General features: G+C 38.5%; 24 protein-coding genes. 14 read left to right on the plus strand and 10 right to left on the minus strand.

The features are described from left to right. The first annotated feature begins 44 nt into the window (after positions 1-44). Genes MSG66_RS10370 through astE form a run of 5 tightly spaced genes read left to right on the plus strand, consistent with a single transcriptional unit; the run spans position 45 to position 6126 of the window. Positions 45-1259: an aspartate aminotransferase family protein gene (locus MSG66_RS10370; RefSeq protein ID WP_324654047.1), complete on the plus strand. Its 1215-nt coding sequence runs from the start codon at positions 45-47 to the stop codon at positions 1257-1259. A gap of 18 nt (positions 1260-1277) precedes the next feature. Next, complete coding sequence (gene astA / locus MSG66_RS10375) at positions 1278-2309, plus strand: arginine N-succinyltransferase (RefSeq protein WP_324654049.1); 1032 nt, start codon at positions 1278-1280, stop codon at positions 2307-2309. Next, positions 2309-3778, plus strand: a complete 1470-nt coding sequence (gene astD / locus MSG66_RS10380) for a succinylglutamate-semialdehyde dehydrogenase (protein ID WP_324654051.1) — start codon at positions 2309-2311, stop codon at positions 3776-3778. The genes astA and astD overlap by 1 nt, the downstream gene beginning before the upstream one ends. Positions 3779-3795: 17 nt before the next feature. Continuing rightward, positions 3796-5139: an N-succinylarginine dihydrolase gene (gene astB, locus MSG66_RS10385; RefSeq protein ID WP_005043961.1), complete on the plus strand. Its 1344-nt coding sequence runs from the start codon at positions 3796-3798 to the stop codon at positions 5137-5139. Positions 5140-5151: 12 nt separating this feature from the next. Then, on the plus strand, positions 5152-6126 hold the full coding sequence (gene astE / locus MSG66_RS10390) for a succinylglutamate desuccinylase (RefSeq protein WP_324654054.1): 975 nt from the start codon (positions 5152-5154) through the stop codon (positions 6124-6126). Between the two features lie 60 nt (positions 6127-6186). Here the strand turns inward: astE and MSG66_RS10395 are convergent, their stop codons facing one another. Continuing rightward, entirely contained in the window at positions 6187-6948 is a 762-nt protein-coding gene (locus MSG66_RS10395) for a hypothetical protein (protein WP_324654056.1), read from the minus strand. 595 nt (positions 6949-7543) lie between these two features. Between MSG66_RS10395 and MSG66_RS10400 the strand changes: the two genes are divergently transcribed. Continuing rightward, complete coding sequence (locus tag MSG66_RS10400) at positions 7544-7852, plus strand: hypothetical protein (protein WP_202743397.1); 309 nt, start codon at positions 7544-7546, stop codon at positions 7850-7852. Positions 7853-7887: 35 nt separating this feature from the next. Further along, positions 7888-9246 carry a S8 family peptidase gene (locus MSG66_RS10405; RefSeq protein ID WP_324654058.1) on the plus strand — a complete coding sequence of 453 codons (1359 nt, stop codon included), beginning with the start codon at positions 7888-7890 and terminating at the stop codon, positions 9244-9246. Between the two features lie 102 nt (positions 9247-9348). On the opposite strand, the gene MSG66_RS10410 is transcribed toward MSG66_RS10405, so the two are convergent. After that, positions 9349-9780 (minus strand): hypothetical protein, encoded by a 432-nt coding sequence (locus MSG66_RS10410; RefSeq protein ID WP_324654060.1) that lies wholly within the window; start codon positions 9778-9780, stop codon positions 9349-9351. Between the two features lie 96 nt (positions 9781-9876). After that, positions 9877-10296 carry a hypothetical protein gene (locus MSG66_RS10415; protein WP_324654062.1) on the minus strand — a complete coding sequence of 140 codons (420 nt, stop codon included), beginning with the start codon at positions 10294-10296 and terminating at the stop codon, positions 9877-9879. A 171-nt stretch (positions 10297-10467) separates the two neighbouring features. On the opposite strand from MSG66_RS10415, the gene MSG66_RS10420 reads away from it, so the two are divergent. After that, positions 10468-11364, plus strand: a complete 897-nt coding sequence (locus MSG66_RS10420) for a LysR substrate-binding domain-containing protein (protein WP_133971578.1) — start codon at positions 10468-10470, stop codon at positions 11362-11364. Positions 11365-11400: 36 nt separating this feature from the next. Here the strand turns inward: MSG66_RS10420 and MSG66_RS10425 are convergent, their stop codons facing one another. Together MSG66_RS10425 and MSG66_RS10430 are read right to left on the minus strand one after the other, a co-directional pair. Continuing rightward, positions 11401-12111, minus strand: a complete 711-nt coding sequence (locus MSG66_RS10425) for an aspartate/glutamate racemase family protein (RefSeq protein ID WP_262473463.1) — start codon at positions 12109-12111, stop codon at positions 11401-11403. Positions 12112-12348: 237 nt separating this feature from the next. Beyond that, positions 12349-13215, minus strand: coding sequence for a LysR family transcriptional regulator (locus tag MSG66_RS10430; protein WP_324654066.1), 867 nt, complete (start codon positions 13213-13215; stop codon positions 12349-12351). Positions 13216-13323: 108 nt separating this feature from the next. Here MSG66_RS10430 and MSG66_RS10435 point away from each other — a divergent pair, with 108 nt between their 5' ends. After that, complete coding sequence (locus MSG66_RS10435; protein ID WP_324654068.1) at positions 13324-14226, plus strand: DMT family transporter; 903 nt, start codon at positions 13324-13326, stop codon at positions 14224-14226. A 67-nt stretch (positions 14227-14293) separates the two neighbouring features. Further along, on the plus strand, positions 14294-14578 hold the full coding sequence (locus MSG66_RS10440) for a YciI family protein (protein ID WP_324654070.1): 285 nt from the start codon (positions 14294-14296) through the stop codon (positions 14576-14578). Between the two features lie 72 nt (positions 14579-14650). Here MSG66_RS10440 and MSG66_RS10445 read toward each other — a convergent pair whose 3' ends face one another. The 4 genes from MSG66_RS10445 to MSG66_RS10460 form a co-directional block, all read right to left on the minus strand. Further along, positions 14651-15481, minus strand: coding sequence for a hypothetical protein (locus MSG66_RS10445; RefSeq protein ID WP_133971585.1), 831 nt, complete (start codon positions 15479-15481; stop codon positions 14651-14653). A gap of 234 nt (positions 15482-15715) precedes the next feature. Beyond that, on the minus strand, positions 15716-17785 hold the full coding sequence (glyS, locus tag MSG66_RS10450; RefSeq protein WP_324654072.1) for a glycine--tRNA ligase subunit beta: 2070 nt from the start codon (positions 17783-17785) through the stop codon (positions 15716-15718). Next, a complete protein-coding gene (glyQ, locus tag MSG66_RS10455) occupies positions 17785-18762 on the minus strand; it encodes a glycine--tRNA ligase subunit alpha (RefSeq protein WP_002044989.1) in 978 nt (325 codons plus the stop codon). Before glyQ ends, glyS begins: the two co-directional genes overlap by 1 nt. Before the next feature lie 94 nt (positions 18763-18856). Then, positions 18857-19279 carry a hypothetical protein gene (locus MSG66_RS10460; RefSeq protein WP_324654074.1) on the minus strand — a complete coding sequence of 141 codons (423 nt, stop codon included), beginning with the start codon at positions 19277-19279 and terminating at the stop codon, positions 18857-18859. Between the two features lie 29 nt (positions 19280-19308). On the opposite strand from MSG66_RS10460, the gene MSG66_RS10465 reads away from it, so the two are divergent. The 4 genes from MSG66_RS10465 to MSG66_RS10480 all read left to right on the plus strand — a co-directional run bounded on the left by MSG66_RS10465 (position 19309) and on the right by MSG66_RS10480 (position 23129). Then, on the plus strand, positions 19309-19725 hold the full coding sequence (locus MSG66_RS10465; RefSeq protein ID WP_324654076.1) for a lysozyme inhibitor LprI family protein: 417 nt from the start codon (positions 19309-19311) through the stop codon (positions 19723-19725). A gap of 109 nt (positions 19726-19834) precedes the next feature. After that, positions 19835-21097, plus strand: coding sequence for a putative DNA modification/repair radical SAM protein (locus tag MSG66_RS10470; protein ID WP_324654077.1), 1263 nt, complete (start codon positions 19835-19837; stop codon positions 21095-21097). A gap of 2 nt (positions 21098-21099) precedes the next feature. Further along, positions 21100-21897 carry a TIGR03915 family putative DNA repair protein gene (locus MSG66_RS10475; protein WP_324654078.1) on the plus strand — a complete coding sequence of 266 codons (798 nt, stop codon included), beginning with the start codon at positions 21100-21102 and terminating at the stop codon, positions 21895-21897. A 131-nt stretch (positions 21898-22028) separates the two neighbouring features. Then, on the plus strand, positions 22029-23129 hold the full coding sequence (locus tag MSG66_RS10480; protein WP_324654079.1) for an HPP family protein: 1101 nt from the start codon (positions 22029-22031) through the stop codon (positions 23127-23129). 61 nt (positions 23130-23190) lie between these two features. Here the strand turns inward: MSG66_RS10480 and MSG66_RS10485 are convergent, their stop codons facing one another. Further along, the gene (locus tag MSG66_RS10485; protein ID WP_202743302.1) at positions 23191-23445 is read right to left on the minus strand and encodes a PspC domain-containing protein; all 255 of its coding nucleotides are present in this window, start codon (positions 23443-23445) and stop codon (positions 23191-23193) included. Positions 23446-23673: the final 228 nt, after the last annotated feature.

Below are 23673 nucleotides of genomic sequence, written 5' to 3' on the forward strand. Positions count from 1 at the left end.
AATTCAAGTGATATCGAATATATTAAATAAATACTGAGGTAAGCATGGAACAGCCAATTTCTGTAACTCGAAGCAACTTTAACGACTGGATGGTTCCAGTTTTTGCACCGGCAAATTTCATTCCTGTACGTGGCGAAGGTTCACGTATCTGGGATCAAGAAAATAAAGAATACATTGATTTTGCAGGCGGGATTGCAGTAAACGCATTAGGTCATGCGCATCCAGTGGCAGTAAATGCTTTAACAGAACAAGCGACAAAACTTTGGCATGTGGGCAATGGTTATACCAATGAACCCGTTCTACGCCTTGCAAAACAACTCACCGAAAATACATTTGCAGACAAGGTATTCTTCTGTAACTCAGGTGCAGAAGCTAACGAAGCGGCACTAAAACTTGCACGTAAAGTGGGTCTAGACAGCGGTGTTGCTGGTAAAAGTGGCATCGTGGCATTTAAAAATGCTTTCCATGGTCGTACCTTATTTACCGTTTCAGCAGGTGGTCAGCCTAAATATTCACAAGACTTTGCACCGCTTCCAAATGGTATCAATCATGTTGCCTTTAATGATTTAGACGCAGCAAAAGCGGTAATTAATGAACAAACATGTGCAGTTATTGTTGAACCGATCCAAGGTGAAGGCGGCGTTATTCCGGCTGACATCGAATTTTTAAAAGGCCTACGTGCACTCTGTGATCAGTTTGGTGCCTTACTTATTTTTGATGAAGTACAAACTGGTGTAGGCCGTACAGGTTCACTTTATGCCTACATGAATACCGGTGTTATTCCAGATGTGCTTACAACTGCAAAAGCACTAGGTGGTGGTTTCCCAGTCGGTGCAATGTTAACAACTGATAAATTTGCTCCGCATTTTTCAGTCGGTACGCACGGTACGACTTACGGTGGTAATCCGTTAGCAAGTGCAGTTGCAGGTGCAGTATTTGAATTTATTAATACACCTGAAGTGCTTGAAGGCGTAAAGCATCGTTATCAATATTTCCTTAACGCACTTAATACTTTAAATGCTGAACATCAGATTTTTGAAGAAATTCGAGGTCAAGGTTTACTCATTGGTTGCGTATTAAAAGCTAAATATGCAGGAAAAGCGAAAGATATTACGACTTGGGCAGGTGAGGAAGGATTACTTGCTTTAATTGCAGGTCCAGATGTTGTTCGTTTTACTCCGTCTCTCATTATTCCTGAACAAGATATTGATGAAGGTATTGCTCGTTTAAAAAGAGCATTGGCAAAGTTGGCTAAATAAAAAAAAGGAAAGCTAGCCATGATGATTGTCCGTCATGCCGAGTTTCGAGACCTTGAAGATATTTATAAATTAGCAGGTAAGTCGGGTGTAGGCCTGACTTCCTTGCCACAAAATATGGATACACTTTCGGCTCGAATTTCACGTACTCGCAATACTTTAAATGGCAATGTCCATAAAAGTGAACAAGGCTATTTGTTTGTTCTTGAAGATACAGAAGCTCAACGTGTTATTGGGTTAAGTGCAATTGAAGTTGCTGTAGGACTCATGGAACCTTGGTACAACTTTCATGTTGGAACACAAGTACACGCTTCAAAGGCATTAAATGTTTATAAGTCATTACCGACTTTATTTTTAAGTAATGACAGAACAGGTAGTAGTGAACTCTGTACATTATTTTTAGATCCAGCGCGTCGTGAAAACCAAAACGGTAAATTCTTATCGAAAATCCGTTTTATGTTTATCGCTGCCTTTAAGCAATATTTCGAGAAAAAATTAATTGCCGAAATGCGTGGTTTCTCAGACGAAAATGGATGTTCTCCATTTTGGGATGCGATTGGTCACCATTTCTTTAATATGGATTTCTCAACTGCCGACTATTTAAGCGGAATTGGGCAAAAAGTATTTATTGCAGAGCTTATGCCACGTTTTCCGGTCTATGTAGATCTCTTGCCAAAAGATGCGCAAGAGGTGATTGGAAAAATGCATCCACAAACTTTGCCTGCCTATCATGTGCTTGAGTCAGAAGGTTTACGCTATCAAGGATATGTCGATATTTTTGATGCGGGTCCAACGGTTGAAGCCAATATTGATGAATTACGCGCAGTAAAAGAAAGTCAGTTATTAAACGTCAAAATTATAAGTGAAGCTGCGGTCGGTAAGACCCAATATCTCGTTGCTAATGATAATTATCATGACTATCGCGCAATGCTGATGAAGCTTGATCTTGTTGATAACACTATAAATTTAACGCATGAACAAGCTGAGAACCTCGGTGTACAAGAAGGTCATGTTGTTCGTGTGCTATCACTCAATCCAATGGAAGTATCCTGATGTCAAACTCTTTATTTATAAACGGTGTCTGGTTACAAGGCAGCGGCACAACATTTGTAAAAACAAATCCAGTTGATAACCAAACTGTATGGTCAGGTGCTGAAGCAACTGCTGCTGATGTTGAGCAAGCTTGTCAGGCTGCGCGTACTGCATTTCCAGCATGGGCGCGTTTACCTTTTGCAGAGCGTGTAGCGATTGTTGAAAAGTTTGCAGCTTTGCTTGAAGAAAATAAAAAGCACTTAGCGGAAGTCATTAGCCAAGAAACCAGCAAGCCATTTTGGGAAACGCTAACTGAAGTTCAGTCAATGATTGGTAAGGTTGCGATTTCAATTCGTGCCTATCACCAGCGTACAGGTGAGACCTCAACTGAAATGGCTGATGGTGTGGCATCTTTACGCCATCGTCCGCATGGCGTGCTTGCAGTTTTCGGTCCATATAACTTTCCGGGCCATTTACCAAATGGGCATATTGTTCCTGCATTACTTGCTGGCAATACCGTGGTATTTAAACCAAGTGAATTAACGCCTTGGACTGCTGAAGAAACTGTAAAACTTTGGCAGCAAGCTGGTTTGCCAAATGGTGTGATGAACTTGGTGCAAGGTGGTCGTACCACTGGTGAAGCGCTAGCTGCTTCACATGAAATTGATGGTTTATTGTTTACCGGAAGTGCGAACACAGGTTATCACCTACATAAACAAATGGCGGGTGCTCCAGAGAAAATCCTTGCGCTAGAAATGGGCGGCAATAATGCATTGATTATTGATGAAATTATCGATATTGATGCTGTGGTTAATCTTACTATTCAATCTGCTTTTGTTTCGGCAGGTCAGCGTTGTACATGTGCACGTCGCATCTTGGTAAAAAATGGCCCAGAAGGCGATGCATTCATTCAACGTTTTGTTGAGGTTGCTAAAAACCTAAAAGTTGGTCGTTGGAACGATGAACAACAACCATTTATGGGTGGTGTGATCTCGTCAGTTGCCGCAACAAACATGATGCTTGCTCAGCAAAAATTGCTTGAGCTTGGCGCAAAAAGTTTATTGCCAATGACGCGTCCGCAAGATGACAGTTCGCTACTTACGCCGGGTATTGTTGACGTAACAGGTGTGACAGATATTCCAGATGAAGAATATTTTGGTCCACTGACGACCATTCAACGTTATGACAACTTTGATGAAGCATTGAAAATTGCGAATGCAACTCGCTTTGGTTTGTCTGTTGGTCTGGTTTCTCCAAAACGTGAATTGTTTGATCAAGTACTTATTGAAGCGCGTGCCGGTATTGTGAACTGGAACAAGCCGCTAACAGGTGCTTCAAGTGCTGCACCATTTGGTGGTGTAGGGGCATCGGGTAACCATCGTGCGAGTGCCTTTTATGCAGCTGATTATTGTGCTTGGCCAATGGCTTCACTTGAAAGTGACAGCTTAACCTTACCAGAAAAATTATCTCCAGGGATTGTGTTGCCTTAAACACTAGGGAAAGAAAAATGAAAGGATATGAAGTAAATTTCGATGGTTTAGTGGGACCAACACATCACTACGCGGGCTTGTCGTTTGGTAATGAAGCATCGACAAAAAACCGTAATAATGCCTCTAATCCAAAATTAGCAGCCAAACAAGGCTTGCTAAAAATGAAAGCTTTAGCTGATTTAGGTATGAAGCAGGGTGTACTTGCCCCGCATGAGCGTCCACATGTTCCAATGTTACGCCGTTTAGGTTTTACAGGAGATGACATTAGTGTTGTTGCTCAAGCAATGCGTCATTCACCTGAACTACTATCATCATTAAGTTCAGCTTCGCCAATGTGGACTGCAAATGCGGCAACAGTTTCACCTTCGGCAGATAGCCAAGATGAACGTGTGCATTTTACCGCAGCAAACTTAAATAATAAGTTTCACCGTTCGATTGAAGCGGAAACAACAAGCCAAGTTTTGCAAGCGATCTTTAAAAATGAACGTCATTTTGTACACCATGAAGCATTGCCACAAGTGGCTTTGTTTGGTGATGAAGGTGCAGCGAATCACAATCGTTTAGGTGGTGATTATGCTAAGCGTGGGGTTCAAGTTTTTGTTTACGGTCAACAACATTTAAATAATGGGTTGCCGGGACCAAAACGTTATCCTGCTCGTCAGACTCGTGAAGCAAGCGAAGCAATCGCGCGTTTGCATCGTTTAGATGATGCACATACAGTTTTTGTTCAACAAAATCCAGATGTGATTGATCAAGGCGTTTTTCATAATGATGTGATTGCGGTCAGCAACCAACAGGTTTTATTCCATCATCAACATGCCTTTTTAAATCAAGATCAGGCTTTTGCTGAAATCCGTCAAAAAATGGCAAGCATCGGTGAAGACTTTATCTCGATTGAAGTTCCTGAAAATCGCGTTACCGTTGATGATGCAGTAGCAACATATTTATTTAATAGCCAGATTTTGACTCGTCCAGATGGTGGAATGACCATTGTTGTACCAGAAGAGTCGCGCCAGAATAAGGCAGTGTGGGGTTATTTGAACGATATGGTTCAGATGGGCACACCAATCGATGCTATTCAGGTTTATGACTTACGTGAAAGTATGCGTAATGGTGGTGGACCAGCATGTTTACGTTTACGCGTAGCTTTAAATGAAACCGAGTTAAATGCTGTAAATCCAAAAGTATTAATGAATGATCAATTGTTTGGCACACTCAATCAATGGGTAGATAAACATTATCGTGATCGTTTAACTCAAGAAGATTTAGCTGATCCGCATTTATTGATGGAAAGCCGTATGGCGCTTGATGAGCTGACCAAAATTTTAGGTTTGGGTTCAGTTTATCCTTTCCAAAAATAAGGAGGAGGTGACATGCAAGATTTTCTAGCATTAACCTTACAAGGTGAGCAGCCTACAACACGTGAAGGAAAACAAGATAATTTTTCTTGGCGTTGGCTGGGTGAGGGAATTCTTGAATGTACGCCACATGCACAGTACGACAAAGCCGTCGTACTGTCAGCTGGGGTACATGGTAATGAAACAGCACCAATTGAATTGTTGTCTCATCTTTGCACCGATTTATTTGCCGGACGCTTAAACCTTGCTGTGAGGTTATTGTTTGTATTGGGTAATCCATATGCAATGCGTCAAGGTAAGCGTTATGTGCATGACGATGTGAACCGGATGTTTTGTGGTGGATATAAAACTCTGCCAGAGACTGAAGAATCAAAGCGAGCTGAGGTTTTAGAGCAAGTTGTCACGACTTTCTTTCAAGAAAGTTCGAGCCAAGCAAAACGTTATCATTATGATTTGCACACCGCAATTCGCGCTTCTTTATTGCCGACGTTTGCCTTGTTTCCCTATCAAACGCATGCTTATGATGTTGATTTGACGGCAAGTCTAGAGGCGGCCGATTTAGATGCTTTGGTTTATCACAATGCAGCAGGCAAAACGTTTACACATTTTACCAGTGAGAATTTTAAAGCAGCCAGTGCAACTTTAGAGTTGGGTAAAGCTTTGCCATTTGGACAAAATGACTTGAGTCAGTTTGCTGCAATTGATGAAGTTATTCGTCATGTCGTTTCTGAACAGGCTTTGCCGACACGCAATAAAGCGAAAATTCGGGTATTTAAAGTATCGGACTCTTTAATTAAAAAAGATGAAGATTTTCAGATGAACTTATCAACTGAAGCTCCGAATTTTTCGACTTTTGCAAAAGGTGAAATCATTGCGACCCAACCTTCTGGCAATTATGTAGTGGAGCAAGATCAGGTCTGGATTTTATTTCCAAATCCAAATGTGAAGCTCGGTTTGCGTGCAGGTTTGGTTTTAACTGAAATGAGCTGAATGGTTGCTTTCAAATAAATAAAAAAGGGCGATTAATCGCCCTTTTTTGTGCATCACTTATTAGTTAGTACCGAAAAGACCTTTAATCCAAGATTTCTTTTCCGCTTTTTGTGTAGACGCTTGCGCATCTGCATTTACACTTGCATTAATTCCAACAGGTGCAACGTTAACACCAACATTTACGCCAGTATTAGCATTAATTGAATGCGCTGGTTGAGCAGCATTTAACTGTGCTTGAGCATCTGCTTTAGTGTCTGCAACAAACTCTTTTTGCTCAGCTTGATTTTGAGCTACGCGAGTTTTTACAGCATCTACATGCGCTTGAGCATCAGCTTGTTTTTCAGCAGTAAATTCTTTTTTGTCAGCTTGTTTTTCAGCAAACTTAGTTTTTACAGCATCAACACTTGCTTTCGTATCCGCTTTAGCTTCAACTGCTAGGTTTTTAGTACCCGTTGCAGCTTTAGTTGCTAAGTTTTTAGTACCAACTGCAGCTTCAGTTGCTAGGTTTTTAGTACCCGTTGCAGCTTCAGTCGCTAAGTGTTTAGTACCCGTTGCAGCTTTAGAAGAAAGTTCAGTCACTTTACCAGTTGTTTTTTTAGTTGCTTTAACCGTAGTGTCAGCAGCGACATGACCAGCATGTTTTGCCGTTTTACCTACAGTATGTGCAGTATTTTTGACTGTGTTGGCTACGCCACTAACAAGACCACCTGGTTGTACATTGACTTGGGCAGAAGCATCTGCATTAACGCCCGCACTTTGTGCAAAAATAGAGGCAGAAGCAAGAACACTTGCAGTAACGATAGCTGTTTTCATCATTTTCATTGCGATATCCTTCAAAGAATATACCTTTTTAGTGAGGTATTTCATAAACGCTAGGGCATCATAGCCAACACTTACAAGCTTGGGAATTGTCTTCATCAAAATGTTACAACAGTGTTACGTTGAGTAAACACACTAGGGATAAATTGTGAAGATTAATAAAAATTAATAATAAAGTGAAAAAGAATGTTTATTTGTTAGTTATTCTAATTAAATTGGCCTAATTTTATCTTTTTCTTTTTTAAAAATTAAAGTTCAAATTTTCTTGAAGTTACTCTTCTTTTCATCAGGTACTGATATCTCTAATTGTGATTTGAGTCTCATTATTTATTAGTGGGGGACGGCATAGTTATTGCTTATTATAAGAATAAGATGCTTTTTAGCACTTTTTTGAACCGCCTTCTGTCAGAAATATAAATGTACAGGGCAGAACAACATTTTTGCTTATTCGGTTGTGGATATTTCTACTTCTCTTGTGGGTATATATTTCATTCATTAGATTTTTCACATGAAATATATTTTAAGAAATGCCTCTTTGTTTCGAATAATCAAAAATAAAAATAGATGTCTATAAACAAAAGAACAGAGATCTTAAATGATGAAAATTATTGCTTCCTTTCTTGTATTGGTCGGCTTGGTCGCCGTTGTTCTCTATTTTAAGCCCACAAGTGGTGCATCTGATGTGTTCAATTCGGCTTTACGTGAATCGAATTCAGCACAACCAGATACATCGTCTTTTCTTTCTAAACTTAAGGAGCCTACTCAACCTAAAAATTTATCTCAACATTCAACTCATCCTCAAGTGGTATCGGTTGATACCGTTCCTTTTTACGACACAAAAAGTGATCTTTCGATTCAACCGATTGATCCAGAAAAAGATCCAGCAAATGAAATAAAAGCGAAATAAGCAAATTGTTAGTTGAAAAACTACGGAGAAAAATAATGCAAAGTAAAACGTTATTTCTATTAGGTCTATGTACTACGATTTTAAGTACAACCGCATCCGCTCTTCCTTTAGATTCTAAAGGTGCGAAACAGCGGTTAAATCAAGCAGCAAAACAAAAAGTATTTCAGGGTAAAATCGATTTAGATGCCTTGGTCAATAATGATTCGAATGATCTTATTGTCGAATATAATATTCCTTCGGTGAGTGTACCTTCAGGTTTAGAACGGCGAAGTTATATTGCAACAAATAAGAAGAATTTACAGGCAAGGTTTAACCGCGCTGGTGGCGTTCAAGTACTGCGAGACTACAATAATTTGCCTTTAGCTTTTTATCGGGTGAGTAACCGCGAAGCATTAGTTACTTTATTAAATGATCCGAATGTTAAAGCAGTTTATCCAAATCGTATTAATCAAACCACGACCAACGAAAGCTTATCTTTAATTAATCAACCACAGGCAAACACCAATGGTTTTACTGGAGAAGGCTCTAGTGTGGCAGTGATTGATACAGGTGTGAATTATCTTCACTCTGATTTTGGTTGTACGGCAGTGAACACACCTTCAAACACTTGTCGGGTTGTTTACTCATTTGATAGTGCACCAGATGATGGCACTTTAGATGATAATGGACATGGTAGTAATGTTTCAGGCATTGTGTCGAAAGTTGCGTCTAAGACTAAAATTATTGGTATTGATACCTTCCGACGTGTTCGAGTGAATGGTCAGTGGGGGAGTACTGCTTATGACAGCGATATCCTGGCGGCTTTAAATTGGACTGTAAATAATGCGCAAACTTATAATATTAAAGCGGTGAATTTAAGCCTTGGTGTGCCAGGTGTTAAATATACTTCAGAGTGTAGTAATAGCAGTTATGCAACCGCATTTGCCAATGCACGTGCAGCAGGTGTGGTTCCGGTTGTAGCATCAGGAAATGATGCTTTTTCAGATGGTATTTCATCTCCTGCTTGCGTTGCTGGTGCAGTAAGAGTGGGTGCTGTTTATGACAGTAATATTGGTGGCGTGTCATGGGGAAATCCAGTGAAATGTTCTGACCCAACCACCGCCGCAGACAAGGTGGCATGCTTTAGTAATGGTGGCAGCCTTGTAACTTTATTAGCGCCTGGAGCAATGATTACGGCAGGTGGATACACTATGGGTGGTACATCTCAAGCGACACCACATGTAGCGGGCGCGATTGCTTTATTACGAGCAAATAGGGTGAGTCCAACTGAAAGTATTGATCAAACCATTAGCCGTTTAAAAACGACAGGTAAGCCAATTACTGACTCAAGAACGGGCTTAATTTTCCCGCGTATTGATTTGCTGGCAGCAACAAATGGCTTGATTGCTAATTAAATAGCTTATTTATAATTTTTAAAATGAGGTCCAAGAAATTTTAAAATGGCTATAGCCCGTTGCAAAAGTTAGCTTCTGCAACGGGTTTTCTATGAAAGAGTATTAATTACATTTTGCTAAATTAGCTGCATTAAAATTACTTTGGAGTTTTTTGAAATTATTTTGAATTTCTGGATCTTGAATATTAAAGGTGGTCGAGCTTTTGGTTGTCGTGTTAGTTGCTTGATTTAATATGCCAGACTCATCAGGATATTGTTGGGTGAATGATGTGGCTGAAATTAAACCTCTATCATTAAATATCCAGTGTTCAGTAACGTGTCCGCCCCCTAAATATCCCGTAAATTCAATCATACAAGCTTGCTTATCTTGTTTAATTAATTTGGCTACATTACCTGTAGTTGATGGATAAGCTTCGATATTCGTATCTTGCTCTAAAACTTGTGCCTGAGAATAAGAAGAAACAGGTGCTGAGGTCGCACATGCAGTTAAAGCCAAGCAGCATAGTGTTGAAAAGAGAATTTTTTGACTATTCATAAGGCAGATTCCTAGCTCTTTATAGTTGATGATCATTATTTCTAGATGAATATCTGTATTTATAAAAGCGCGAAGTTATCGCGCTATCCAAAAAAATTAGTTCGTTGTTGTGCTCGATTTACTTAATTCACCTTGCTCTATCGGAATACTTTCACCGTTTCGACTACTAGTAATATTTTGCTTCGCCTGATCTATTTTTGTTTCTGTAAAAGCTTTGGCTGTATCTGCTTTTTGCTGAACGACTTCTGCTTTTTCAGCAGTAAATTCTTTGGTGTTTTTCCATTTTTCACTAATTTTATTTGAGGTTTTTTCGGAAGCACCTTGAATATTGTCTCCTAAATTTTGTATGCCTTTTCCTGTTTTGTATAACAATACACGACCTAAACTTGGGTTATCACCATATGGTTGTGCTTTAGAAGTTGTTTCACCCACTTGTTGTGGTTGCGTTGTTTCTGCAAATAAGGTTGATGAAGCCAACATAGAGGTCGCAATACATAAAATTTGTATGGTTTTCATTTTGGATAAATCTCCCCAACCAGAATCAAAAGATGAAGTGCTGATCTTACTGTTAAAAATAAAGCTTGTACTGCAATGAGATAAAACCCATACGATTTGATTACGATAAATCATCATTTCAAATATAATTAAATACCGTATCTAAATTTCTAGAATGATCTGGAGCCTCAAGTGATACAAAACATTGAATTAAAATGGTTATATGACCTGATTGTTCTAGAAAAATACCGAAATTTTACAGTCGCTTCTGATATTAGAAATATTTCTCAGTCTTCGCTGAGTCGTCGTATTCAAGCCTTAGAAAGTAGTCTTGGTTTTGAAGTGTTTGATCGAGAAACTTCTCCTTTACAGTTAACGGAGAAGGGGAAGCTTTTTATATTACATGCTAGAAATTTACTGGATGATTTTGAGTTTAATATAGATCAAATTAAAGGTGACAATCATGTGCGAAGCAAAGTCACGATTGCTTCTGCGCATTCTTTGGCGGGTTATATTTTTCCTAAAATTTTAGGAAATTTAAAAAATTACCAAGAAAAGATTTTTCATGTTGAAGCAATCAATGTGAATGAAACCGTAGATTCTCTTAAAAATGGTCAATGTGACTTTATTGCATCTTTTTATGATGATGACTTAATGAATCCACAATTTTTGTGCCATAAGTTGTTTTCTGCAAAGCTTTATTTAGTCACGGCTCCAAATCATTTAAGTCGACCTAAATTTTCACTAGAAGATACTTCAATTCCACTCATGAACTATACCGATGACAGTTACATGGGGAAAAAGGTAAATAAATTTCTACAAGATCATCATCCGGACAAGTTTGAGACAAATTTTGTGTCTTCAATGAGTCTATTACTTAAGGATATGATCAAAGGTGGCTATGGCGTAGGGTGGTTACCTGATTACAGCATTCAAGATGAGTTAAAACAAAATCAGTTGATGATCGTACCAATGAAAGAGTCAGTACTGTCTGTCGATATTTATTTATATCGCAGTAGTGCTAGGCTTAATGCGACTTCTGAAGGATTATGGAATTTTGTGAAGGCAATTGATTGGACCATTGCCTAAATTAATTATGCATAATTTGCATTAAATTTTATTTGATCATGCGGCTGATGCTGTTAATGAGTTCTGATACCACGCAATCGCATTTTTAATGAGTAAATCGGTAGCATCAACAAACAGTTCAGGATTTTCTTGGATACTGTCTTGTAAGATGAGTGGAATTTCAGTACACGCTAATAAGAATTTTATGCTTTTGTTTTGTCTATAAAAATGAATAACCTCACTCATAAGTTGTTTTGATTTTTCGATATTTCCTGCTTTGTATTGATAGATACTTTGCATCACTTTGTGTTGCATCTCAACAGATGGGGTAGAGAAACGAATATTGTTTTGGATGAACTGGCTTTGATAAAGCTGAGTGCTTATGGTGGCAGACGTCGCAAGAATACAAACTTCAGCAATTTGGCTGTCTTGGATAAAATGAACCGCAGATTCAATAATACTAATCATTTTGGTTTGGGTACGTTGCTGTAACTGGTTAAACCAAAAGTGGGCAGTATTGCAGGGAATAATGATACAGCCGACCTGTGCCGCTTCTAAAATTTTAAGATATTCAGCCATTTTTTCGAGTGGTTTATCATCATGATTGATAATCGATTGTGTTCTATCTGGGATGTCTGGAATAGAAACCGTGATGACAGGAATATGCTCTTGATCGCAATGTGCTGGCGTATTTTTAATAATTTTATCCATGGCATCAATCGTGGCTTGTGGACCCATACCACCTAAAATTCCAATTGCTTTATTCATGTTGAATGACTCAAAAAATACGTTATGTACTTAGCATCTGCTTCTTTTGAGTGATGTCGTTGCAAAAAGCGGATGGGTCATGCAGTTTATGTTTTTATAATTGATTCTTAATTTTTAATATGATATTGTTTTATATAAATAAAATTAAAATATTTAAAATGTCGCGATGTGTTTTATGCATCATTATTTTATGTAAAGCATAGCGTTTTACATAGATAATTTCATTCGAATGCACAGCTAAGCTATAAATTCTGACTTAATCAATTCTAAAAACATATCTCGAGCTTTATGGTTGGTTACATTTTTGTGCCAAAAAAATTGATTCTGCATAAAGGCAAGATGTTCAAATTTATAACCTCGAATATTGGTTAAATTTTTATATTGCTCAAAAAGACTCTTTGGTACTAAAGACACACCGGAGCCTGCACTTACGCAACCGATAATAGTGGCATAACTGGTAATGCTGGTAATTGGAAGTGAGATATTTTTGAGCTTAAGCCATTCTTCAAGAGCAGCGCGGTAAGGGCAACCTTCAGTCCACATAAAAATTTCTTTACCAATCAAGTCTTCTTGGCAGTGGATTTCTCCTAAAGAATGAGATGCAATCAAGACCATATCTTCTTGGTAAATACCGAGTTTATTTAACATTGGAAACTCAATATTACCAGCGACAATAGCCCCGTCGAGTTTATGCTGAGAAATATCAACTAATAGCTGTTTCCATGTGCCAGTAATAATTTGAATGGAAACCTCTGGATAGCGTTGATGATATTTCGCGAGTAAGTTGGGTAAACGGGTTGTGGCAGAAGATTCAATAGCCCCAATTTTTAGTGGGCCAGACGGCGGTGCGTCAGGATGAATACTACGTTTGGCTTCATCACATAGCGCCAAAATTTTATGACAATAATTAAGAAAAATTTCTCCAGATGGAGTGAGCTTTAAACTTTTTCCTTCACGATAAAACAAAGATGAACCCAGTTCTTCTTCGAGTTGTTTAATGCGTGTCGTAATGTTGGATGGGACACAATGCAGTTGCAGTGATGCCTTAGTCATCGTGCCACACTCAACTACAGTCTGAAACATTTTTAACTGAGCGATATCCATATTTTATCATTCACTTTTAATGAATATTTAACTCAATATAAGTTAATTTTATTCAACTATCTATGCGCATATGATGAAAGAGTTCCTTTCCATTAGTGTAGATTTAACATGGCAATTTCTCTTGCTGCCGAAACCCAACCTCCAGCATTTAAACTTTATCTATGTATTGCTGTGACCGTCTTTTGTTGGGGCTATTCACCTATTGGCGTACATAGTGCTCTGCATTCATATACACCGCAGCATATTGCTTTGCTCCGCTTCTTGATTGCCTCAGTTTTCTTATTTTTACTGATTATGAAAAAAGGAATTCAGCCTTTAAAGTGGAAAGATATTCCTGCACTTGGTGTATTAGGATTTTTCTCTGTGACCTTGCATCACTTACTTATAAATACGGGACAGCAATATGTGAGTGCGGTTGCATCCAGCATTTTGAGCCAATCCATTCCGCTATTTACCTTTATTATTTCAGCTTTACTTTTTAAAGAGCAAATCCGCTTCAAACAGTGGTTGTGTATTTTATTGGGGCTTTGCGGTGCTGTATTAGTGGTCAGTGGAGATCATGGTCTTGGCGTGCCAAGTCCTTATAGTTTATTGATTGTTCTAGCTGCAATTGCATGGGGTCTTTATTTTAATTTATATAAAAAATTTGCTTTAAATTATGATGCTCTGAGCATGATGTGTTACATCATTTGGTTCGGAACCATTCCTTTACTATTTTATAGTGCTCATTTACCTAATGAAATTTTGCATGCTACTTGGCAGGCCAATATGTCGATTGTCTTGTTGGGTATTTTCCCTAGTGCGATGGCTTATGTATTTTGGGGATATGTACTTAAAAATATGCCGTTGACGATCGCATCGAATTTTTTGTATTGCTCGCCAATTGTCGCAATGAGTTTAGCAGTTCTCTTCTTAAATGAAAAACCATCAATGATTGTGCTGTTAGGTGGAGTGATTATTGTAGGGAGTTTGGTGTGGATGAATTGGGGGAATCGGCGTACCATCGAATAAGCTATAGATAATTAAACGATCTGTAGATTAATGCTATGTCATGCGCTAGTTGCTTTAAGAGAATGAAATGATTGTTGTTACCTTGACCTATAAAAAACCATTAGCCGAAGTTGATGCTGTACTAAAAGGGCATATTGCATTTTTAGACCATTACTATGAGCAGAGGAAATTTTTGGCATCGGGGCGTCGAGAAAATAGAGTAGGTGGAGTAATTTTAGTTTTAAGCTCTTCGATTCAAGAGGTCGAAGAGATCATGAAAAATGATCCGTTTTATATTCATGGCGTGGCTGATTATGATTTTATGTGGTTTGAGCCATCGAAAAGTTTAGAAGAAATTAAAGAGTTTGTTTAATTAAATGAGAGAACTACTTAATTTTAAGTAGTTCTCTCATCTATTTTATTGATATTTATTTAATAATTTATATTATTGTTCAACAATATAAATACTAGTTTGAAATACATCTCCCTTGCTTGTTTTAACTACACCAACACATAAATTGTTAGGAGATTGGATAAAAGAAAGTAAGGATGTATCTGCATTAGTTTTACAGCTCTTTTGCTTGTTCTCATCAAATGCTGTTAAATTTAATTGATGTTGTAAATCTAAAGTGAACACTTGGCTAAGAGCGCTAAATGCTTGATCTGCTTTTTGCATAAATAATAAATTATTATTGGCTTCCCATTCAGATAAAGAAATGCGCTCCTTACTTACATAGTGATATAAGCGTTTTGTGTCTGCATTATTATCTGCCGCATTTTTAAATTGAGTCTTTAAACCAAAATTTACTTTTACAATTGGTTTTTCACGAAAAGAAAGACGTGAATAAGGCACAATTTTGACTTCTGATGCCTGATTTAAACCTAGCAGTTTGAGTGTGGGATCTGCTTTATTTTGGGTAAAAGAGTCGGTAATTTTTTGTTGTATTAACTGGTCAAATTTAATAGGTTGATTAAGAGAGCTTTTTTCAATGGCTGAACTATTTGCACTTTTGTCAATTGCCATCGCAACACCTACTCCAATAAGACCAAACATTCCAGAAGCTGGGCTGGCCGAAGCATTGCTTGAATCACCAACTAATATTTGGCTGTTCTTTACAAAGTAATCGCCTGCACCTGATTCTGTCATTGAAGAAAGTTGTTCTGAAGAAACAGAAATAGATGTTTGTTTACCCGCAGCTGGATATTGAATAGACTTTGTTGTTGCACATCCAGTAAATAATAATGTTGATATAAGTAATAAATTTAAGTTTTTCATTGCAATGGCACTTTGTTAAGTTTGGTAATTATTTGTTCTAGTTTATTGAATTATGGATTAAATGTGAAGGTAGTAAATAATTCTTATTTATTACTTGATTGCAAAATAATCGTTTATAATTTTACTGAGCGAAATTCTTCAATAAGAAATCATTAAAAAACCATGTTTCCGATTTAAATCAAAAACATGGTTTTAATAAGACTTAATTATACAAAAATTAATTTCTATATAATTTTAACCCTGTAATACACTTACATCAGCGATAGCAGTAAACAGGTTGCGTAACTGAGCCAATAAGCGTAAACGGTTTGCTTTCAGGTCAGCATCATCCGCCATTACCATGACACCATCAAAGAATGCATCAATCGGAGCACGAAGTGCTGCAAGCTTAGAAAGAGCAGCTGTGTAATCTTTTGCGGCAAGTAATGGCTCAACCACAGGTGTCACTGCTTGAAGCTCAGCAAATAATGCTTTTTCAGCATCTTCAACTAAGTTTGCTTCAACTACAGAACCTTCTGGTGCTGCTTCTTTTGCAAGAATGTTAGCAACACGCTTGTTTGCAGCAGCAAGTGCGGCAGCTTCAGGCAGAGCGCGGAAGTGGTTTACAGCATTTACACGCTTGTCAAAATCAAGTGGAGATTTTGGTGCAAGCGCTTGAACGGCTTGAAGCACATCAACAGCAACGCCTTGGTCTTCATACTTGGCACGGTAACGACCTTCCAAGAATGCAACAGCATCAGCACGCGTTTTGTCGTGGTCTTTAACGATGTCGCCATAACCTTGAAGTGCGAGATTTACCAGTTCTTCAATCGTTACGTCCAATTCATTTTCAATGATTAAACGTAAGATACCAATTGCTGAACGACGAAGAGCAAACGGGTCTTTAGAACCTGTAGGCGCTTGTCCAATACCGAAAATACCAACCAGCGTATCTAAGCGGTCAGCAAGGGCAATCGTTGTACCAGTTTTGGTTTTTGGTAAAACATCGCCAGCGAATTTTGGTAAATATTGTTCGCCTAAAGCTTCTGAAACTTCAGTATTTTCGCCTTCAATGCGCGCATAGTAAGTACCAGCAATACCTTGAAGTTCTGGGAACTCACCAACAAGTTCAGACGTTAAGTCGCATTTAGCAAGTAAGGCCGCTTTTTCAGCATCTGCTGCATTTGCACCAGTAATTGGAGATAACGCAACAGCAAGTTTTGCAATACGTGTTGATTTGTCCCAAAGCGTACCCAATTGTGCTTGGAATACCATGTTTGCTAGTTTTTCTTTACGAGATGCAAGCGGTTGCTTTTGATCTTGTAAAAAGAAGAATTCAGCATCAGACAAACGAGGGCGAACAACTTTTTCGTTACCTTCAATAATTTGAATCGGGTCTTTAGACTCAATATTTGAAACAGTAATGAAGTAAGGTTGTAATTTACCTTCGCTATTGATCAAACAGAAATACTTCTGGTTGTCTTGCATTGTCGTAATGAGTGCTTCTTGAGGAACAGCAAGGAAGCGCTCTTCAAAGTTTGCACGAAGGGCAACTGGCCATTCAACGAGGCTTGTTACTTCATCAAGTAAGTCACTTGGAACAATCGCAGTTGCGTTAACTTCATCAGCTAACTTTTTCACTTGTTCTTGAATGGTCGCTTGACGCTTTTCAAAGTTTGCAACCACATATGCTTTTTCTAAAGCAGCTAAGTAGTCATTTGCATGCGCTAAAGCCACAGCTTCAGGTGCATGGAAACGGTGACCATACGTCACATTACCAGCTTTATGATCTTGAATAGTCGCGTCAACGATTTGGTCGTCTTTAAGTAAGAGAACCCATTTCACTGGACGTACAAATTCGGTACGGCTTGCAGCAGAACGCATGCGCTTAGCAATTGGTAAGTTGTCTAGCGCAGTTTGCAAAATTTGTGGCAGTAAAGCATCAAGGCTTTGACCTTTTACATCTTTTAAATAACAAACTTTTTCAACTTTACCTGCTTGGAAAGTAGAAAGTTGGTCAACAGTAATACCTTGACCACGCATAAAGCCTTCGAGTGCTTTAGTCGGTTTACCTTCAGCATCGTAAGCCGCTTGAACGGCAGGGCCGTCAAAACGTTTTTGTGTATCAGCTTGAGCAGCATCGATATCAACAATTTTAAGCGCTAAACGACGTGGAGCTGCATAAGCTTCGATAGATGCGAAATTTAAGCCCGCATCTTTTAAGCCTTTTACCGTTTCTGCCTGTAATGCATCGCGTAAGTTTTTTAAGCTTTTCGGTGGAAGTTCTTCACAGCCAAGTTCGAATAAAACAGTATGTTTGCTCATTAGTTTTTCTCCGCCTTTGCTGCTTCACTTTCAGCTTGTGCTTTTAGCTGTGCCAATACTTCATCACGCAAGTGTGGTTCTGCCATTGGGAAGCCGAGCTCTGCACGTGCTTGTACATAACTTTGTGCAATCGCACGCGCTAAAGTACGTACACGTAAAATGTAGCGTTGACGCTCAGTCACAGAAATTGCGCCACGTGCATCAAGCAAGTTAAAAGTATGAGACGCTTTAACAACTTGCTCATAAGCAGGAAGAGAAAGTTTTGCTTCAATTAAACGGTTTGCTTCTGACTCGTAAAAGTCAAACAGTTCAAATAGTTTTTCAACCGGAGCGTATTCAAAGTTATAAGTCGATTGTTCAACTTCATTTTGATGGAATACGTCACCGTAAGTCACAGTACCAAATTGGCCTTTGGTCCAAACAAGGTCATAAACCGAGTCAACACCTTGAAGGTACATTGCAAGACGTTCTAAGCCATAAGTGATTTCACCTGTTACTGGGTAGCATTCAACACCACCGACTTGTTGGAAGTAAGTGAATTGAGTCACTTCCATACCATTAAGCCAAACTTCCCAGCCTAAGCCCCAAGCCCCAAGTGTCGGAGATTCCCAGTTGTCTTCTACGAAACGGATGTCGTGAGTAAGCGTATCAATCCCGATTGCCTTTAAAGAATCGAGATAAAGCTGTTGGATGTTGTCTGGGTTTGGCTTAAGTACCACTTGGAATTGGTAGTAGTGTTGCAAACGGTTCGGGTTTTCACCATAGCGGCCATCTTTTGGACGACGTGAAGGTTGAACGTATGCAGCATTCCAAGTTTCTGGCCCTAAAGCACGTAAGAATGTTGCGGTGTGGAATGTTCCAGCGCCCATTTCCATGTCGTAAGGTTGTAATACGACGCAGCCTTGTTCGGCCCAGTAGTTTTGTAGGGCAAGAATTAAGCCCTGAAATGTATCAATATGCGAGATGGCGCGACTCATGTAGCATCCACGAATTTATGAGAAAAATTGCCCCTAAGTATAAGGATTTTGTAGAGGAGTGGCAAAGGCTTAATCAAAGGAATGCATGCTTAGCTCATTTGTTTTGTCGAGTCAGCCATTTCAAGCCTAACCAGTAGCAAAAGCTGGTAAATAAGATCATGAGATAAAAACTATAAATCTTATAAATATGCCACCAAGGAGAAGGGAATGAACCGACAAAAATCAAGCGTGCAATAGGGCTAATCAAAATCCAGATGACAGTTGCGTAGATGAAAATACTCATCAGATTTAAAAGATTTTTACGCACGAGAAAATACGAAATGCTATACGAGAAAGGAATAACTAGAAGGCCATAAAATAGTAAATAAAATAAGAAATGGGCTAGAAAAATAACTCCAACCGAATAAAAGCTAAATTCCGAATTTAATATAATTATTCCTAAGGTGGATATACTCAACAAAGGGATGGGAGCAAGCGCAAGTGCGCGAATAATCGTTTTTTTGTTATATTGAGGCATATTAAAAATTATAGAATCGAGAATTAGTTATGCTGAAATTTTGCTGCAAACTCATTGTTTTATCCAGCCTTTTTTGTAGTCCATGGCTATATGCACAAACCAACATTGATGAGCAAGACGAGTACAACCAATGTGTAGACCAGACCATTAAAGAATTGCAGCTTGAGAGCATTAACAACATGGTTGTGCATAGTTGTTCTGAACAAGCTAAAAAGACTTATGAAGAAAAAATTGTTGCTCTCATTGATCAAATTCGTGCACAAAGTGAAGAATACCAACAGCCAGAGCGTTACCAAGATATTTTAAAGTCTCAGAGACTTTGGAAAGCTTATGTAGATCAGGAATGTAATAATGCAGGTTCATACATTGGCTCACCGATGTATTCATATTGCCCAATGCAAGAGTATGCAGCGCGTGTAAAGCAACTAGAAGAATACGTTAATTAAGACAGATTATTTTAGACGTCACCTCATGACGCTTAGGGTACTTCAATAGATTAAGTTTAAGAATGCGACATGATATTTTTTAAACGATGCCATAAATGAGTCGTTTGATATGTCTGATCGCATTCGAGAAAAACTACAGATTCTTGCAGATGCTGCCAAATATGATGTGTCTTGTTCATCAAGTGGCAGCGACCGTAAAAATAAAGATAAAGGTCTAGGTGATGCCAGTCATTCAGGAATTTGCCATAGCTACACCGAAGATGGCCGCTGTGTATCCCTCTTAAAAATTCTATTTAGTAATGTCTGTATTTTTGACTGTGCTTATTGTGTTTCGCGTCGTTCTAATGATGTTCAACGTGCAGCATTTACGGTGCAAGAGGTGGTGGACTTAACCATTAATTTTTACCGCCGTAATTATATTGAAGGTTTATTTTTAAGCTCGGGTATTTTTAAATCGGCCGACCATACAATGGAGCGTATGCTTCAAGTCGTGAAGAAGTTGCGCCTTGAAGAAAATTTTAATGGCTATATTCACCTAAAAACCATTCCGGGAGCATCGCCTGAACTTATTCATGAAGCAGGTTTATATGCTGACCGGATGAGTATTAATTTAGAGATGCCGACTGAAATTGGGCTAAAGACTTTTGCACCAGAAAAATCTCATCAGGAAGTGCAAAAAGATTTAGGGTTAGTACGTGACAGGCTCATCCAGCTTAAAGACGAACGTCAAATTATTAAGCATGTACCGAAATATGTGCCAGCAGGGCAGACCACCCAAATGGTGGTGGGTGCTCATCAAGAGTCAGACCAAGATGTCTTGTTTATGGCAGACAAGCACTACAAAGAATTTAAACTTAAACGAGTCTATTTTTCGGGTTACATTCCAATTAATACCGAAAATAATTACTTGCCAGCAGTTGGTTCTGCACCGCCGTTACTTCGGGAAAATAGGCTTTATCAGAGTGATTGGCTGATGCGTTTTTACGGTTTTCAGGTCAATGAAATCGTCAATGAAAAATTCCCAAATTTAGATCTAGATGTAGACCCAAAATTAAGTTGGGCTTTAAGACATCCTGAGCAGTTTCCGGTAGATTTAAATTGTGCAGATTATCAAATGATTTTACGTGTGCCGGGCATTGGGGTGAAATCGGCTAAGAAAATTGTGCAGGCTCGCCGTTTTGGAAAAATTCATATCGATTTACTTAAAAAATTAGGCGTGGCCTTCCAGCGAGCCAAATTCTTTATTCGCTGTGAAGACAGTCCAAAATTCCAAAAAGAACTGTCTTCAAGTTTTATTCGGCAGCAGATTTTAACGCAGGGATCTTCGAAATATGTGCAGCAGCTTTCGCCACAATTAAGCCTTGGGTTTTAGCGATGTTTAATGATGAAGTCGCTTACTATTTTGATGGTTCAATGGTTGGGCTGCTAAGCTGTATTTTTCGTGCATTTCAATTTAAAGAATTACAGGTCAGACTCTGTTTGAACGATGCTGCTCAACATGGTTTATTTGCCGATAAAATTGAGGTTATAAATAACGAGGAACATGCTGAGCGTGTTTGGTCCGCGCTGCAAAAAAAGCTGTTATTTTCTTCGTTAAGACAATTTTATTTTGCTTATTTATCTGAGTCTTTAGATGCCTATCAGCATTTATTTAATTACTGTATTTATGTGTTTACTAGCCATGTTTCCATAGAAAGAGATTATTCAAATCCTAGTGTTTTAGCGATTGCACAGTGGACGAAAAAGGTCGGACGAGAAAAGCATCGGATGGAAGCTTTTATCCGTTTTAAAAAAACCAAAGATGAGCTTTTTTTAAGTCTGGTTCGGCCCGATTTTAATGTTTTACCGCTTATTCAGCCTCATTTTAAACGACGTTACCAAGATCAGCGTTGGCTGATTTATGATGAAAAACGTAAGTTTGGGCTTTATTATGATTTACGAGAAATACATGAAGTTTCACTTGAGGCTTCTGAGGTTGACCGTAATTTAAAAAATGGAATGAGCCAAAGCTTTCAGCTCGAGTTAGACGAGCAAGAGGTTTTATATGACCAGCTTTGGAAAGATTATTTTAAAAGCGTTAATATTACAGAACGCCAAAATATAAAGCTTCATGTGCAATATTTACCAAAACGCTACTGGCGCTATTTAAATGAAAAATTAATTGAATATTAAAGTTTTAAAAGGGTGGAAGTTGGTTCAACAGGTTTTCTTCTCTTTGAAGATATAATTTAAATGCACTTTATGTGGCTTTGGGCGTATACTTTTGCCCGTTATAAATGACGGCATATCCCCAAAGGTGTACTGTGAGTGTTATACAGCGACAATGGTTACAGATTTTAAAACCGAATTTTAAGGTTTTACCTTTAAAAGAACGGTTGCTTTGCGGCGTTGGAGCATTGTGTGGTTTAGCAATTTCTTCCTTAATTAGCTGGTATGTTCTTGGCGGAATTAATGCTTGGTACATTGCACCTATGGGTGCCTCATCTGTTTTATTATTTGCTGTGCCCACTAGTCCATTGGCTCAACCGTGGAATGTCATTGTTGGTAATACTTTAGCGGGCATTATTGGAGTTGCTTGTGCGCAGTGGATTCCTGATTTAACCACGGCTTTTAGTGTGGCTGTGGGTTTTGCTATATTTTTAATGATGACCACCGACTCTTTACATCCACCGAGTGGCGCTGTAGCCATTACGGCTGTACTGGGTGGGGCAGCAATTCATAAATTAGGCTTTTATTTTGTTTTTTACCCAGTTTTACTTAACTCTTTACTTTTACTCGGTTTCGCCGTCTTTTTTAATAGATTAATTGGAAGACATTATCCGGTTACTGCTCATCTTAATGAGCGTAGTAAAGACCCAACACCTACTCAAAAGGTATCAATTCAGCCGAAAGATATTGAGTACGCATTAGAGCATCACACTGAATTGCTAGATATTAGTCAGTACGATTTAGAAAAGATCATTTTAGAAGCTCAAGAACATGCCAATGAGCGCATAGTCAATCAATATACCTGTCAGGATATTATGAGCCGTGATGTGATTAAGCTACATGAAGATGATGATATTCATCAGGCGCTAGATAAGTTTAAACATGTCAATTTAATGAGCTTACCTGTTGTAAACGCTGAAAATCATTTAGTGGGAACTTTAGCTTTATATGAAGTTGTTGAATGGTTTAAAGGTGCAGCAGACCCACGAAACTCTTGGCAGCACTATGTAAAACAGATTATGAGCCGGAGAGTGGTCACGGTATTGCCAACACAGCCCATTCAAGATCTTGTGCCATACTTCGTTGAGAAGTCGTTTAACTATATTCCAGTAGTTGAAGATCGCAAGCTTATAGGAATGATTAGCCGAGCCGATATGATTGCTGCACTACAGCAACAGTTAAATCGAAAGTTATAATTTTTAAGAATAAAAAAAGCTACGGTTGATTAGGGGATGCAACCGTAGCGACCAAAATTAATTAACGTGTTTGCTCTTCATGTACAGTTCGGACGGCTTGTCGATAGCCTTCAATATGTTCTGGCTGCTTTTTCGGAATGACTACCCACAAAACCAGATAAACTAAGATTCCGGGAAAGGCCGCACTCATAATTGAAATCACAATAAAAATAATGCGTAATAAAGTCACGTTCCAACCAAAACGTTCAGCAATACCACCCATTACACCGGCGATCATGCTATGTCGGTTCGAGCGATATAAACCAGAACTGGCCATCTAATTCTCCTTAAAGATAAAAAGTTACAAGGAATTGCTTATTCTCTTGCTTAATAAAAATATGGAGACGAAATAACGGGTTTAAAGTCTTCTAAAAAGTAAAATGGTTAAAATATGTAAAGGATTGAAAAGAAAGAAACCAACATCTAATAAAATGCACCCTTTCAGGGCTTAGAGGTTTATGACAGCAATAAAGCTAGTGCCTGAAATCAATGTGAACTTGGTTAT

The organism is Acinetobacter sp. IK31 (assembly GCF_035615195.1).
GTDB lineage: Bacteria > Pseudomonadota > Gammaproteobacteria > Pseudomonadales > Moraxellaceae > Acinetobacter > Acinetobacter calcoaceticus_C.